The organism is Bacillus sp. AFS029533 (assembly GCF_002585125.1).
GTDB lineage: Bacteria > Bacillota > Bacilli > Bacillales > Bacillaceae_G > Gottfriedia > Gottfriedia luciferensis_B.
In genome coordinates this window covers 26,437-39,819 of the sequence record NZ_NUQC01000027.1, presented here as the reverse complement: position 1 = coordinate 39,819, position 13,383 = coordinate 26,437, and the positions used below count along the sequence as shown (strand labels likewise).

Annotated in this window: 18 protein-coding genes; 4 read left to right on the top strand and 14 right to left on the bottom strand. The window is 32.9% G+C overall.

Annotation, left to right across the window (positions count from 1 at the left end):
• Positions 1 to 2: 2 nt before the first annotated feature.
• Both scpB and COE53_RS15635 read right to left on the bottom strand, forming a co-directional pair.
• Positions 3 to 584 carry an SMC-Scp complex subunit ScpB gene (gene scpB, locus COE53_RS15640; RefSeq protein ID WP_069031820.1) on the bottom strand — a complete coding sequence of 194 codons (582 nt, stop codon included), beginning with the start codon at positions 582 to 584 and terminating at the stop codon, positions 3 to 5.
• A complete protein-coding gene (locus tag COE53_RS15635; protein ID WP_069031819.1) occupies positions 584 to 1,354 on the bottom strand; it encodes a segregation/condensation protein A in 771 nt (256 codons plus the stop codon). The genes scpB and COE53_RS15635 overlap by 1 nt, the downstream gene beginning before the upstream one ends.
• A gap of 209 nt (positions 1,355 to 1,563) precedes the next feature.
• Here COE53_RS15635 and COE53_RS15630 point away from each other — a divergent pair, with 209 nt between their 5' ends.
• On the top strand, positions 1,564 to 1,680 hold the full coding sequence (locus COE53_RS15630) for a YjcZ family sporulation protein (RefSeq protein ID WP_084006686.1): 117 nt from the start codon (positions 1,564 to 1,566) through the stop codon (positions 1,678 to 1,680).
• Positions 1,681 to 1,791: 111 nt separating this feature from the next.
• A complete protein-coding gene (locus COE53_RS15625) occupies positions 1,792 to 2,295 on the top strand; it encodes a DUF309 domain-containing protein (protein WP_069031818.1) in 504 nt (167 codons plus the stop codon).
• Between the two features lie 552 nt (positions 2,296 to 2,847).
• On the opposite strand, the gene COE53_RS15620 is transcribed toward COE53_RS15625, so the two are convergent.
• Positions 2,848 to 3,207, bottom strand: a complete 360-nt coding sequence (locus COE53_RS15620; RefSeq protein WP_069031817.1) for a GNAT family N-acetyltransferase — start codon at positions 3,205 to 3,207, stop codon at positions 2,848 to 2,850.
• Between the two features lie 330 nt (positions 3,208 to 3,537).
• On the opposite strand from COE53_RS15620, the gene COE53_RS15615 reads away from it, so the two are divergent.
• On the top strand, positions 3,538 to 4,167 hold the full coding sequence (locus tag COE53_RS15615; protein WP_069031816.1) for a cupin domain-containing protein: 630 nt from the start codon (positions 3,538 to 3,540) through the stop codon (positions 4,165 to 4,167).
• A gap of 337 nt (positions 4,168 to 4,504) precedes the next feature.
• Here the strand turns inward: COE53_RS15615 and COE53_RS15610 are convergent, their stop codons facing one another.
• The gene (locus tag COE53_RS15610; RefSeq protein ID WP_069031815.1) at positions 4,505 to 4,942 is read right to left on the bottom strand and encodes a peptidylprolyl isomerase; all 438 of its coding nucleotides are present in this window, start codon (positions 4,940 to 4,942) and stop codon (positions 4,505 to 4,507) included.
• A gap of 222 nt (positions 4,943 to 5,164) precedes the next feature.
• Between COE53_RS15610 and COE53_RS15605 the strand changes: the two genes are divergently transcribed.
• A complete protein-coding gene (locus COE53_RS15605; protein ID WP_069032241.1) occupies positions 5,165 to 5,998 on the top strand; it encodes a DUF1002 domain-containing protein in 834 nt (277 codons plus the stop codon).
• Between the two features lie 561 nt (positions 5,999 to 6,559).
• Here COE53_RS15605 and COE53_RS15600 read toward each other — a convergent pair.
• From COE53_RS15600 to spoIIAA, 10 genes are all read right to left on the bottom strand, one after another.
• Positions 6,560 to 8,020 (bottom strand): spore germination protein, encoded by a 1,461-nt coding sequence (locus COE53_RS15600; RefSeq protein WP_069031814.1) that lies wholly within the window; start codon positions 8,018 to 8,020, stop codon positions 6,560 to 6,562.
• Positions 8,017 to 8,580 carry a stage V sporulation protein SpoVABEA gene (spoVAEA, locus tag COE53_RS15595; RefSeq protein ID WP_069031813.1) on the bottom strand — a complete coding sequence of 188 codons (564 nt, stop codon included), beginning with the start codon at positions 8,578 to 8,580 and terminating at the stop codon, positions 8,017 to 8,019. Before spoVAEA ends, COE53_RS15600 begins: the two co-directional genes overlap by 4 nt.
• A 3-nt stretch (positions 8,581 to 8,583) precedes the next feature.
• On the bottom strand, positions 8,584 to 8,934 hold the full coding sequence (gene spoVAE, locus COE53_RS15590) for a stage V sporulation protein AE (RefSeq protein ID WP_069031812.1): 351 nt from the start codon (positions 8,932 to 8,934) through the stop codon (positions 8,584 to 8,586).
• 11 nt (positions 8,935 to 8,945) lie between these two features.
• Positions 8,946 to 9,953, bottom strand: a complete 1,008-nt coding sequence (gene spoVAD / locus COE53_RS15585) for a stage V sporulation protein AD (RefSeq protein WP_069031811.1) — start codon at positions 9,951 to 9,953, stop codon at positions 8,946 to 8,948.
• Between the two features lie 13 nt (positions 9,954 to 9,966).
• Positions 9,967 to 10,419, bottom strand: coding sequence for a stage V sporulation protein AC (gene spoVAC / locus COE53_RS15580; RefSeq protein ID WP_069031810.1), 453 nt, complete (start codon positions 10,417 to 10,419; stop codon positions 9,967 to 9,969).
• Between the two features lie 12 nt (positions 10,420 to 10,431).
• Positions 10,432 to 10,848: a stage V sporulation protein AB gene (locus tag COE53_RS15575; protein ID WP_069031809.1), complete on the bottom strand. Its 417-nt coding sequence runs from the start codon at positions 10,846 to 10,848 to the stop codon at positions 10,432 to 10,434.
• Complete coding sequence (locus tag COE53_RS15570; protein WP_069031808.1) at positions 10,841 to 11,464, bottom strand: stage V sporulation protein AA; 624 nt, start codon at positions 11,462 to 11,464, stop codon at positions 10,841 to 10,843. Before COE53_RS15570 ends, COE53_RS15575 begins: the two co-directional genes overlap by 8 nt.
• Positions 11,465 to 11,750: 286 nt before the next feature.
• Positions 11,751 to 12,506, bottom strand: a complete 756-nt coding sequence (sigF, locus tag COE53_RS15565; protein ID WP_069031807.1) for an RNA polymerase sporulation sigma factor SigF — start codon at positions 12,504 to 12,506, stop codon at positions 11,751 to 11,753.
• A gap of 12 nt (positions 12,507 to 12,518) precedes the next feature.
• Entirely contained in the window at positions 12,519 to 12,959 is a 441-nt protein-coding gene (gene spoIIAB / locus COE53_RS15560; protein ID WP_025672021.1) for an anti-sigma F factor, read from the bottom strand.
• Positions 12,959 to 13,309, bottom strand: coding sequence for an anti-sigma F factor antagonist (gene spoIIAA, locus COE53_RS15555; protein ID WP_069031806.1), 351 nt, complete (start codon positions 13,307 to 13,309; stop codon positions 12,959 to 12,961). The genes spoIIAB and spoIIAA overlap by 1 nt, the downstream gene beginning before the upstream one ends.
• Positions 13,310 to 13,383 lie beyond the last annotated feature (74 nt).

The following is a 13,383-nucleotide window of genomic DNA, read 5'->3' as shown; positions in this document are numbered from 1 at the left end:
AACTAATCTTGTTTTTCAAATTTGCTAAAAAATAAATCTGCTTCTTCTTCAACCTCTTCCAATTTTAAATCTTGTGGTAGTGGAGGTAATTCTTTAATGTTTTTTAAACCAAAATAATCTAAAAACTCAGAAGTAGTACCATATAAAATTGCACGACCAGTACCTTCAGCCCGTCCAACTTCTTTAATTAAATATTTCGAGACAAGAGTTTGAATTGGTTTTTCAGTCTTAACTCCACGAATATCTTCTATTTCTGTCCTCGTAATTGGTTGTTGGTATGCAACAATTGCTAAAGTTTCTAATGCAGCTTGTGACAACGAAGAGTTCGATGGGCTTTCAACTAATTTTTTGAAAAACTCACCATGTTCCCTCTTTGAAGTAAGTTTATATCTGTTTGCTAAAATTCTAATTTGTAAGCCTCTGTTAGGATTTTCATACTCTTCTTTAAGGCTCTCGATTAGTTCTAGAACTTCGGTTTGACTTAATTCTAAAGTCTCAGATAGCTCGACAATCGATATTCCTTCATCGCCAGCTACAAATAAAAGTCCTTCTAGAACTCCTACCAATTTTTTTTCCTGTTCCATTACAAGTACACCTCAGCTTGCTTATCTTCAAAAACCTCTCGTGATGTAAGAAAAATTTCTGAAAAGTTTTGTTCCTGTTCTACTATAATGTCTTTTGTTTTCATTAACTCCAAAATCGCTAAAAAAGTAACTACAATACTTTCTTTATCATTATATGGAAATAAACTGATGAAATTAGTTCTCTTTTTTATACTTTTTAAGTAGGTAATAATTTCATCTATTCTTTTTTCGATCGATATTTCTTCCCGAACAATTTTAGTTTGAAGTGGTTCTTGCAGCTTTTTACGTTTAAAAAGCTTTTGAAGTGCACCAAACATATCGTAAATCGTAACATCAGTCGGCATGACAATATCTTCTGGTCTAGGTCCATATTCGGACAAATCAACTGGGTTTCGAGTAAAAATCATTGCACGTTCTGATTCTTTTTCCTGAAATACGATCGCTGCTTCTTTAAATTGCTTATATATAATTAATCGATTCATTAATTCTTCTCTAGGGTCTTCTTCAAGTATTGCATCCCAATCAGCTTGTTCCTCATGATTAGGTAAAATACTTTTACTTTTCATCGCAAGTAATTCAGCTGCCATCACTAAATATTCACTTGCAATATCCAATTCTAATTCTTTCATTGTATGAATATATGAAACATATTGATCTGTTATTTCAGATACAGGTATATCATAAATATCAATTTCAAATCGTTGAATTAAATGAAGTAATAAATCTAATGGCCCTTCAAATGCATCAATTTTAACTTCATATTGCTTCACAAACTACTCACCAACTTACTTTAAAATAAAAATATACTCTATAACAGTATAAAGTATTATTTCATAAAACTATATAATTAGAAAAGGTTTTTTCATTGATGAAGTTAGTTTGTTCCTAAATTTTTAGTTTTGCGCCTATACCATTTTCTTAAAATTTTCATAAGATATCAGTGCAAGAAGAATTATTTTTTTGGTAAGGAGGTTATTTCATGAGTAAAGGTGCTGTTTCTCCAGAGTTCGGCGGTTTCGGCCACGGCAGAGGCTTTGCTTTAATCGTAGTATTATTTATTTTATTAATCATCGTTGGATGTGCTTTCGTCTGTTAATTTAACCCCGTGAATAAACAAAACGTGAAAGTCTAGACATTAGCTCTAGGCTTTCTTCTTTTTAAATAATTCCATTTCTGATAAAATTTTAGTAATAAAGAGGTGAAAAACTTGGTCCATTATAATAAAAACGAGCGATACATAAAATATTTATGTCATTTTCATTTTGATCAAGATTTTTTTGAATGTCATGAAATTCTTGAAGAACAATGGAAACTTGAATTAAATGATCAATATAAAAAGGTATGGTTAGGTTTAATTAGATTATCAGTAGTGTTATATCATTATAGAAGAAGAAACTTTACTGGTGCTAAAAAATTATTTCGACACGTCATTACCTTTTCAAATGATTCTAATTTATTAGAAATGGCTGGTATTGATCAATTACGCTTCCAACAAATCGTATCAGATTTACAGCTAAACCTTCAAAACGAAACGGAATATCACCCTTTCGATCTCCCAATAAATGATCAAGAATTGATTGAAAGATTCCAAAATCAAAAAGAAAATTACTCGTCTTTTACGGAAGATTTAATTAATAAGCATTCTACAAGAGATCGAACAGATGTCATTTCGGAAAGATTAAAGCAATTAGAATTACGAAGAAATATTTAGCGTAAAAGGAAAAGGTGCTCAAATAATTGGGCACCTTTTTTAGTATTTCGAAATATATTGAAGTCAATATTGCGAACATTAGATGAATCTTATTCATAAAAGTTTGAACTTTTTTGCAAATGTGTAGTTTTTGTTGTTTGTTAATTTCGATTTTGTTGTTTATAAATCCTTATGAATCATCAAATCTAACTAAACATATATGAAAATATTTATAAATATCATTCTTTTCAAGGGATAAAATAAAATATATATTCCAAAGTAGTATTGATTTAGTAGTAGTTTTTTTAATTAATAAAAGGTAATTCTATAATGAAATGATTATTCTTTATGGATTTAAGATTAATTTCTAAAGTTGAATAAGTTGATTGGAACGAAGGGTGCTCGACTCCTGTGGGATATGCGGGAAGGCTGTGACCCCGCAGGCTTGCCGAGGAGGCTCGCCCCGCGAAAAAGCGAGCACCCTGTAGTGGAAATCAACATGGTTTTACTTATTTATTTGACACTTTCATTTTACAGTAAAGAAAAGGTGCTCCAAAAATTGAGCACCTTTTTCTATAATACTTTCAAACTAACATGACAATGTTCAATAAATGAAGCTACTTCTTGCGTTGTTACGATTGTATAGTCTGTATATTGAGATCTAATAGCATCGTAAAGTGAAGTTGCAATACCTTGATTTCGGAATGAAGGGTTTACACTTAAATGTTTAATCATAATAACCTTATCTGGTAGTATTTGTATTCCAATAATCCCAACAATATCGTCTAATTTCCAAAGGAACAAATGATTATCATCTTTAGTTTCATAATCTTTAATCGTATTTACTAAGCTCTTCACATTCTTTTCATTCGGCATAAACGAAAGCAGGCCCATTGCAATTTTCTCATATGTTTTCTTATACCTAATTAACATGTTAACCCCTCTTAAAAATTATTAAAACTCTAATTAGCTTCTAAACCAATACAAAATATATGATTGATTATCCCTCTATAGTACGGTAAATAGTAAAATTCGTTCCAAATATATCAATATTTCAAATATATAATTCTCACATTTTTCTGTCAAGTCAGAAAACCAGTAAGAAGGAAAAACGGGATATATGGTACAGGAGAGAATTTTAAATAATTTAGTGTACTAGTTAAGTATTTTTCCTTTCAATGCCATCTCATAGGCTTTTGTCACCAATTTGATAAATTTGAATACAGTAAATTTTAGTTAGAGTTATATAAAAGGGTGATCATTATGAGGTTGGATTTAGATTATACATCGCCAAGTATTCAATTTACTTTTGATATAAATAAAAACAATTCCTTTGTGAAAGATAATCAAAATTTTATCAATCAATTAAGCGTTAATGATTTGAATACTTTGGATAATTTGTCTTTATTGGATATCTATTTAAGTGTAAATAATGTTGTAGAGCCACATTATCATCAAAATTCATCAGAATTAGTATATTGTATTTCTGGCAACGCAGTTGTATCGATTTTAAATCCTTATACAAAGCAACTATTAAATTTCCCTATTGCCCCTGGTCAGGTTGCAAACGTACCACAAGGCTGGTGGCATTATGAAATTGCAACTGTTGACAATACTCATTTATTAGCAATATTTAATGCACCTTCCCCTGATGTCATTTTATTCTCGGATTTAATGAAATTTACACCTTCAAATATTGTCTCACATACTTACTGTCTTGATGAAAACCAATGGAAAATTGCAACAGCAAATTTACAACCTTCTGTATTTATAGGACCACCAAAAAACTGTAATCGACAAGTTCAAAATCAGCAAGAATTTACAAATCAGCAGAACCAAAATTATTATCAAAACGCATATTACAACCAGCATTATTATCAACAGCGTTTTTAATTGAAGATCATGGTGAGATTAGTTAGTGCAATTAAATTTTGGAGATCTGCAATTAAAAATAAGAAAACTGCAAATAAGACGAGGAATCATGTGGAATTAGATTATAAGAATCAAGAATAGTGAAGAAATAACATAAAAATAGCCATGTGAAACAATAAAAACTAAACATAATACAAATAAACTTCAAATAAGTCTTCGAATTTAGACTAGTCCGAACTGCTATCAATTATTTCACCATTTAACCAAATATGAACATGTTAAAAAACCACAAGGAAAATTTTTCCCTTGTGGTTTTCTTCTTTTGAAGTCTATTTAGAAAGACCTCTTATTGGTTTGACTATTCTTCGTCCCAAACCTTAACTTCTTGCATAACGTCGCCATTACGCATTCTTAAAACTGTATCCATACCTTCGATTACTTGACCGAAAACTGTATGTACGCCATCTAAATGTGGTTGTGGCTCGTGAACGATAAAGAATTGGCTACCACCAGTATCTTTTCCAGCATGTGCCATTGATAAAGCTCCAGCTTTGTGTTTTAATGGGTTACCAACAGTTTCACATTTAATTTTGTATCCTGGGCCACCTGTTCCGTTACCGTTTGGATCTCCACCTTGAGATACAAATCCAGGAATTACACGGTGGAAAGTTAATCCATTGTAGAAACCTTCACGGATTAATTTTTCAAAGTTTTCAACTGTACCTGGTGCATGCTCTGGGAATAATTCGATTAAGATTTGTTCACCATTTTCAAATGTTATACTTGCTTTTTTCATAATAAAAATCCTCCTTATGTATGTACAATTTCATAAGACTTAATTGTCCTATATTTTTCATTACTGAATAAACTAGTAACGCTGATATAATCATACAAAAAACAAAAAGTAATGACAAGTTTTCTAAAAGTACTATAATAGTGTTGTAAGATGTAAAATTTGGATTATTGTAAAGGGAGTGTCTCTTTGTTAAAACGAAAGTTATTAGCGTTCACCATCTCAATGGGATTAATAGCTATGCCTTTATCGGTATTTGCTGATTCTGTTCCTGGTGATACGATTGTTACTCTTGGACAAAATCTGTCTGAAACGCAAAAGAAAGCATTATTAGCTGAAATGGGTGCGCCATCTGATGCTAGAATTGTGACTGTTTCGAATCAAGAGGAACATAAATATTTAGATGGTACTGTACCTAGTGCTCAAATCGGTACTCGAGCTCTTTCATCTGCTATGATTACAATCGGTGAAAAAAATACAGGCATCGTCGTTCAATCAAATAACATTTCATGGGTTACTAACTCAATGTATACAAATGCTTTAATCACGGCTGGATTAAAAGATGCAAATATTGTAATTACTGCTCCATTTGAAGTCTCTGGTACTGCTGCTTTAACTGGGATTATGAAAGCATATGAGCTGAGTTCAGGTAAAGTTATACCTGATGATGTTAAAAAAGTAGCAAATGAAGAAATGGTTAAAACTGCCCAACTTGGTGATTCAGTAGGTAATGAAAAAGCTGTACAACTTGTCACTAAAGTGAAAGAAGAGCTTGCTAAAAATCCAAACATGTCAACCGATGAATTAAAATCATTAATTGATCGATTAGCAAAGGATCTTGGTATTACACTAACTGCAGATCAAAAGGCTAGTTTGATGTCTTTATTTGAAAAAATGAAAGATTTAAATATTAATTGGGATCAAGTAGGAAACCAATTAACAAAAGCTAAAAATAAAATTTCAGATTACCTAAATTCTAAAGAAGGTCAATCTTTTATTCAAAAACTTAAAGATTTCTTCTCTGCATTATTTGATGCGATTCTTTCATTCTTTAAATAATGGAAAAACAAACCCGGTTACTAAAAAAGTAACTGGGTTTGTTTCTTTTATAAAGGGATTTGTCAATTTAGAAAAAGCGAGATGAGCCTCGCATAAGTAACGAGCTGAGTACATGGGTCCGACTGTGCAAATAAACGTTGAATTTTTGCAAATAAATCGTGTGGTGCAATTAAAATCTGAAAAAGCGCAATTAAAATTGGTAAAATTGCAATTAAAATTTGAGAATCGCAATTAATTTAAACAAAACTGCAATTAAATTCCATAGAACCGCAAATAAAAATAAAATTTACCTATACTAGTATAGGTATTACAGTTTCAATATTGTACAATATAAGCAATTGATAGCTCTAATTCTTTTCTTTTTACAATAAAAACTTAATAAATCGGCTAATTTCTATAAATAAGTTCGATTTTATCTACTACAAATGAAAAGTGCTGTTGAGATACCTCCTCACTAGCCCTAGTACATATTTTAAAATTAAAATGAGGGCGTCTATTCGTCAGTTAATCTAACTCCTAAGACATCCCCTCTTTTTATTTCACAATATAAGACTTACCAGATTAAATGGTAGCATCACCAATTGTTTTTCCGCCTTTTTGTTTTTGACTTTCACTAGCTTTTGTACGGATAACTAAATGCCAGAAGGCTCTTCCATCAAATGGGATGAATGGCCAAAAATAAGGTGTATTTAAAGTATTCAAGCTTGCTAAGAAAAGTATAAATAGTGTTGAACCTATCATAAAACCTTTAACACCTAATATTGCAGTTAAAATTAATATAAAAAATTTGGCCAATTTATTTGCAAGTGCTAGCTCATAACTAGGTGTAGCATATGATCCAATCATTGACACAGCCGTATATAGGACTACTTCCGGTTGGAAAAGTCCTACATCAATTGCGACTTGTCCAATCAATACTGCTGCAATAATCCCCATTGAAGTGGAAACTGCATTTGGTGTATGTATACTTGCCATTCTCAGGAATTCAATCCCCATATCAGCAATAATTAATTGTAAATAAATTGGTATATTACTTGTTTCCTTTGGACCAATATAACTTAATGATTTTGGTAATACCTCTGGGTAATTACATAATAGTAACCAAAATGGTAATAAAAAGACTGACATAAAAATTCCTATATAACGACACCATCTTAGGAATGTTCCAACTGAAGGAGTTTGTCTGAATTCTTCTGCATGTTGCATATGGTGGTAATACGTTGCAGGCGTAATGATTACGCTCGGAGATGTATCAACGATAATACATACATGTCCTTCGAGAATGTGGTTTGCAACAACGTCAGGTCTTTCCGAATATCTAACTAAAGGAAATGGATTGTATCCTTGTTTTAAAATAAATTCCTCTAATTTCTTATCTGTCATTGTAAGTCCATCAACGTGGATACCTGTAATTCGATCCCGAACTTCTTTAACAAGTTCCGCGTGCGCTAAACCTTCTATATACGTTAAACAAACATCTGTTTTTGAACTTTCACCTACTTGAAGAATTTCATTTCTTAAATTTTCATCGCGAATTCTTCGTCTAATTAGGCCAGTATTATTTATAATGTTCTCAGTAAAGCCATCTCGTGATCCACGTACTACTCGCTCTGTATCTGGTTCTGTTGGGCCACGCCCAGGATAACTTCTAACATCGACTGCAAGTCCTTTATCTTCTCCATCAACTAATACTACAATTAAACCAGATAGTACTTTCTTAATAACATCTTCAAATGTTAAAACGATCTCTACTGATTGATGGACAATCGTATCCTCAATATTTTTAAACATTGATTTATTTTTCTCGACTTTTTCTAACCCAATTAAGTCATCTAAGAATCTTTGAATAAAGCTTGTATCCGTTAATCCGTTAACATAATATAGATTAACTTCAACTTTATTTACAAATATCACACGTTTTCCGACATCAAAACTTACTCCATAACCTATACGGTCACTTATTGTATGAGCATTTGTAACTAGTTTATTTGTGAGTTTTGTCGGCTCTTTTTTCGTAGTCATTGGAGTTCACTCCTCTCGAGGATATATTCAATTGCTTTTCTTGTAATAGGTGATCCGATTTCAATATCATCTCTTCCACCCATTTTTCCAATATCGCCGATTCCTAAAATGAAAGGAATATTTAGTTGATCTAAATTATAAACGGTGTCTCCATTTATTCTTCCGATTTCAATATCAGGTACTCCATACTTATCGACACCGTATTCAGTTAAATTCCCTTCGTTATCGATACTTACATCCACTTTTGTCCATTCTTGATGATGTGTATTTGATGCTACTGCTAGTGCAGCAATAACTTCAATATGTTTATCACTTGCTACATATTTTAAAGCTTTTTCTCCAGGACCTTCTCCCATAAAGCCACTGTCATCAAACAATACAAATACTGGTTCTTTTTGTGCTTGCATTATGATTTCAACCATTCTCTTTCCAGAGAACTTAGTGGGATTACCTTGCGATTGTGATATTGTGCATCCGCCAAATTGTTTTGCCAAATACTCAATACTCCGATGCGCATAAACATCTCCGTCGGTTACGATAATGATCCTTTTCTTTTTCATAAGTTAACCTTTTGGCTTAAAAATAAGTGCAACTATAAATGAGAATAAAATTGCTGCTGAAATTCCAGATGAAGTTAGGGAAAAGATCCCCATTCCAATACCAATAAATCCGTGATCACTTGCTTCTGCCATCGCTCCATGTAATAAGGAATGGCCAAAACTAGTAATTGGAACTGTTGCACCTGCACCAGCAAATTTTATAAGCTTATCGTAAATCCCAAACCCATCTAAAATTGAGCCAATTACTACAAATATGCACATCACATGCCCTGGTGTTAATTTTGTGAAATCAAAAAATAATTGACCAACTACACAAATTAGACCACCTACTATAAAAGCATTAACAAAATCCATCTGAACACCTCCTAACAGCTTTCGAAAACGACAGCATGTGAAATAGTTGGAATTGATTCTTTTTGTTGAATCATTGTTGGGCTTAAAAGAGCGCCGGTTGCTGCTACTAAAATTCGTTTATAAGTACCTTTATTTAACTCTTGAAATAAATGACCATATGTTACAACTGCTGAACAAGCGCATCCACTTCCTCCAGCAAAAACTTCCTGATTTTCTCGATCGTAGATTAGCAATCCACAATCATTGTATTTTCCTACCATATCATATCCTTCTTCTCTAACCAGTTGTTCGCAAATCGGTGCGCCTACAGCTGAAAGATCTCCAGTTACGATAAAATCATAATCATCAGGTGTCGTATTTGTGTCCTTAAAATGTTGTACAATTGTATAGGCTGCCGCTGGTGCCATCGCAGAACCCATGTCGAATGGATCAGTCAATCCTAAATCCTGAACTGTACCAATTGTGGCGCATTTTACTTTTATTTTGCTTTTTTTATTTGAAAGGAGAACACTTCCTGCTCCAGTTACTGTAAAAGTTGCAGAATCCGGTTTTTGTCCACCGTATTCTGTAGGATATCTATATTGCCTTTCAGCAGTAGCATTATGGCTACTTGTTGCTGCCAATGCCATTTTTGCGTACCCACTATCGATTAACTGTGCACCAAGTGCAGCTGTTTCCATTGAAGTCGAGCATGCACCAAACATACATAAAAAAGGAAGTTGCAATTCCCTTGCCATAAAGTTCGCAGTAACATTTTGATTTAGTAAATCACCTGCTAAAAATACATCGATATCATCTACGGTTTTATTTGCTTTTTTTAGCGCAACGGAAACTGCATTTCTCATTAATGCTCTTTCTGCTAATTCCCAATTATCTTCACCACAATGAAGATCTTCATAAGCATAATCAAATTTGCCACCTAACAGTCCTAAGTTCTCTCTTGGTCCGACAGCAGTTCCAGATGCTTGAACATAAACACCATTTTGAAACTCCCAAGTTTGTTTACCGACTAAAGCCATATGTGCTCACCTCCTATAAGAATACTTTAAATGCGTATCGTATCATTCCAACGACGTATGCCGAAACAACTCCATAAACAATTACACAACCAGCTAGTTTAAACATATTTGTTGCAACCCCTAGAACGAGACCTTCACTTCTATGTTCCATAGCAGCACTTGTCATAGAGTTGGCAAAGCCTGTTACAGGAACTGCAGATCCTGCACCTGCAAATTGTCCAATTTTGTCATATATACCAAACCCTGTAAGTAAGCTAGAAATTAATACAAGTGTAGCTACTGTTGGATCACCCACATTTTTTTCTGTAAAGTTAAAATAGTTAATATAGATTTTCGTAATACACTCACCTAAAAGGCAGATAAATCCTCCAACTAAAAACGCTTTAATACAATTTTTTAATACCGGCTTTTTCGGTTGGTATGGTTTTATATTCTCTTTATAATTAGCTTTTAATTTCCCACTCATTTCATCCATCCTTTACTCTATAAAATAAATCCAATGAAATAACGATCCAAAAACTTTACCTAGTGCAATTGCCATTAATAAGTACACAATTTTCTTTTGAATGCCAATACGTTTCGCTAAGATTGGAAAAACATTTAATACTTCGGTTAACGCTGCAGCTAACATTCCAATAAAAATACCTGCTAACAGCCCAATAAAAACGGAAAAGATATTTGGCAAATTAAAAACGGTATTTCGCAAACTAATCCAGCAACCAAAAATTGCTCCCAAAATAACTGCAAACTCATAAGCTCGAATTTTTTTAATCGTTTTTGTTAACTGTGTTAGTCTCGGAATGATTCCAATAACCGATAAAAATGCTACAAAGCCCGTACCAACAGCAATACCTCCTGAAAAACCTACAAACACTATAAACAATTCTCTAATCATCGGTATTTACACTTTTGTTTGGCTTTTTATTTTCGTTGACTAACACATATTCGTCCATTGACCGTTGATACTGATACATTTCTACTTCAAGAGGACTCGGTTCTTCGTTTAATCTAGTCTTAAACCACTGATTAAAAAATAAAATCATCCCAATTCCTAGACCAAAAGAATAAGGTACTTGAAGTAATAAAGGTTTATGATTATGTTCTCCTGTAATCATGTAGTAAATTCGTTGTTGAACCTGTTGCATGCTAACATCTTCGTGGAAATAAATAATCGCTAATGAAGAACCTGTAAATAGCAAGATCCAAACGAAACAAAACAGAAAAAAACGATCCTTTGAAACTTCATTTTTAAGTTCTATTATGCACATTGTCACTCCGACGAGCTCGAACGAAATATCAGGTTCAATTTCAAGAATTAATGGTAAAAGCTCTAGAATATCAATAACTGTATGTGTACCATCCTCCTTTTTTGATTCATGTACAATGATGTTTTGAATTCGGGTTAAATCAACATTAATCCCTTGTAATCGTGCAATCTCTCCAAGATGTACACGTTTACCTACTTGTACAACGATTCGATTGAGTAATTTAATATATAACACCTTATTCATACTTTCCCCTCAGTTTCAAAGCTTTATGAATTCAATTACAACTAGTATGTGAAAACTTCCCAAAAATATAAGTACAGTAAGATTGATCTAAGTAGTTCAGTTAGTAAAAATAGGAAAATGTAGTCTTTAGCACTATCGAAAAAAAGCATCTGATAGTGTAACTTGAAGATATTGATCTTTATTTGAAACCGGAGTTACAGTATAAAAACAATATAAAGAAAAAATAAAAAAGCTGAAAAATCGTATAGTATTCCCTACGATTCTTCAGCTTTTTTAGCTCAAGATTTTATTTAATTTTGTCTTTCATTTGTTGGAGAATCTTTTTCTCAAGTCTTGAAACTTGCACTTGAGAAATTCCTAATCGTTCAGCAACTTCTGATTGAGTTTGATCTTTATAATATCTTAAATAGACAATTAATCGCTCTCGATCATCTAGTTGTTTTATCGCTTCTTTTAATGCAAATTTTTCAAACCAATTAGTTTCATGGTTATCAGCAATTTGGTCTAACAATGTAATAGGATCACCATCATTTTCATACACCGTTTCATGTATTGATGAAGGAGCTCTACTAGCCTCTTGTGCAAGTACAACATCCTCTGGCGTAATTTCCATATGAGTAGCAATCTCGTTAATTGTAGGCATTCTTCCAAGCGTTTTACTTAATTCTTCTTTTGCTTTTCGAATCTTATTATTCGTTTCCTTTAATGAACGACTCACCTTAACCGTTCCGTCGTCTCGAATAAATCGTTGGATTTCTCCGATAATCATCGGAACAGCATATGTAGAAAATCGTACATCATAAGATAGATCAAATTTATCTACCGATTTCAATAATCCGATACAACCAATTTGAAATAAATCATCTGGTTCATATCCACGGTTAATAAAGCGCTGAACAACTGACCATACAAGTCTCATGTTGTGCCCGACGATGCTGTCTCTAGCCAATTGATCTCCAGCCTGACTACGCTTAATTAACTCTTTTAATTCATGATCCTTTAACTGCGTACGGGGTTGATCTTGCTTGACTTCTACGTCCATAGGCGATTCTCCTTAATTACTTAAAACATTGCTATTTGATAAGTACTTTTTAACCGTAATCGTTGTACCAACATTAATAGTGGATACAACTTCACATTGATCCATGAAATTCTCCATAATCGTAAATCCCATGCCGGATCTTTCTAAATCTGGTTTAGAAGTGTATAAAGGTTGCATTGCTTCATCTAAATCAGCAATACCAATACCTTCATCTCGAATTGTTAAAGTTACTGTTTGATCTTCAAGTAGAACTGAAATGAATACGATACCTTCAGGATTATTTTCATAACCATGAATAATCGCATTTGTAACAGCCTCAGATACTACCGTTTTAATTTCAGTTAATTCATCTAATGTAGGATCTAGCTGTGTAATAAATGCAGCTACAGTTACACGAGCAAATGATTCATTTTGACTTAATGCGGAAAATTGAAGGTTCATTTCATTTCGCATTATGCCACCCCCAATACATTAAGTCCATTTGACTCATCATCAGCTAAATGAACAATCTTAAATAAACCAGACATGTCGAACAACCGTTTAATTGATGGAGAAATTGAACAGACAACCATTTCTCCACCTTTATTTCGAATAACTTTATATCTACCTAAAATGACACCTAAACCAGAACTATCCATAAATGTTAAATGCTCAAGATTTAATAAAATATGTTTGATAGTCTGTGACTCTAATACCTCGTTTACTTGTAAACGTAGATCCTCAGCAGTGTGATGATCTAGTTCCCCTGCAAGTCTTACACAAAGGATTGCATTTTTCACTTCAAGTTCAATATTAAGACTCACTACAATAACCTCCTTATTTGACGGTTATTGAAAGTTTCGTTAAAACTAAACCGAATTCCTTCATGCATGACAAA

Coding starts and splice junctions, on each gene's coding strand:
- scpB (WP_069031820.1), bottom strand. CDS start 584: ATGGAACAGGAAAAAAAATTGGTAGGAGTTCTAGAAGGACTTTTATTT.
- COE53_RS15630 (WP_084006686.1), top strand. CDS start 1,564: ATGAGTAAAGGTGCTGTTTCTCCAGAGTTCGGCGGTTTCGGCCACGGC.
- COE53_RS15620 (WP_069031817.1), bottom strand. CDS start 3,207: ATGTTAATTAGGTATAAGAAAACATATGAGAAAATTGCAATGGGCCTG.
- COE53_RS15615 (WP_069031816.1), top strand. CDS start 3,538: ATGAGGTTGGATTTAGATTATACATCGCCAAGTATTCAATTTACTTTT.
- COE53_RS15610 (WP_069031815.1), bottom strand. CDS start 4,942: ATGAAAAAAGCAAGTATAACATTTGAAAATGGTGAACAAATCTTAATC.
- COE53_RS15605 (WP_069032241.1), top strand. CDS start 5,165: ATGGGATTAATAGCTATGCCTTTATCGGTATTTGCTGATTCTGTTCCT.
- COE53_RS15600 (WP_069031814.1), bottom strand. CDS start 8,020: ATGACTACGAAAAAAGAGCCGACAAAACTCACAAATAAACTAGTTACA.
- spoVAEA (WP_069031813.1), bottom strand. CDS start 8,580: ATGAAAAAGAAAAGGATCATTATCGTAACCGACGGAGATGTTTATGCG.
- spoVAE (WP_069031812.1), bottom strand. CDS start 8,934: ATGGATTTTGTTAATGCTTTTATAGTAGGTGGTCTAATTTGTGTAGTT.
- spoVAD (WP_069031811.1), bottom strand. CDS start 9,953: ATGGCTTTAGTCGGTAAACAAACTTGGGAGTTTCAAAATGGTGTTTAT.
- spoVAC (WP_069031810.1), bottom strand. CDS start 10,419: ATGAGTGGGAAATTAAAAGCTAATTATAAAGAGAATATAAAACCATAC.
- COE53_RS15575 (WP_069031809.1), bottom strand. CDS start 10,848: ATGATTAGAGAATTGTTTATAGTGTTTGTAGGTTTTTCAGGAGGTATT.
- COE53_RS15570 (WP_069031808.1), bottom strand. CDS start 11,464: ATGAATAAGGTGTTATATATTAAATTACTCAATCGAATCGTTGTACAA.
- sigF (WP_069031807.1), bottom strand. CDS start 12,506: ATGGACGTAGAAGTCAAGCAAGATCAACCCCGTACGCAGTTAAAGGAT.
- spoIIAB (WP_025672021.1), bottom strand. CDS start 12,959: ATGCGAAATGAAATGAACCTTCAATTTTCCGCATTAAGTCAAAATGAA.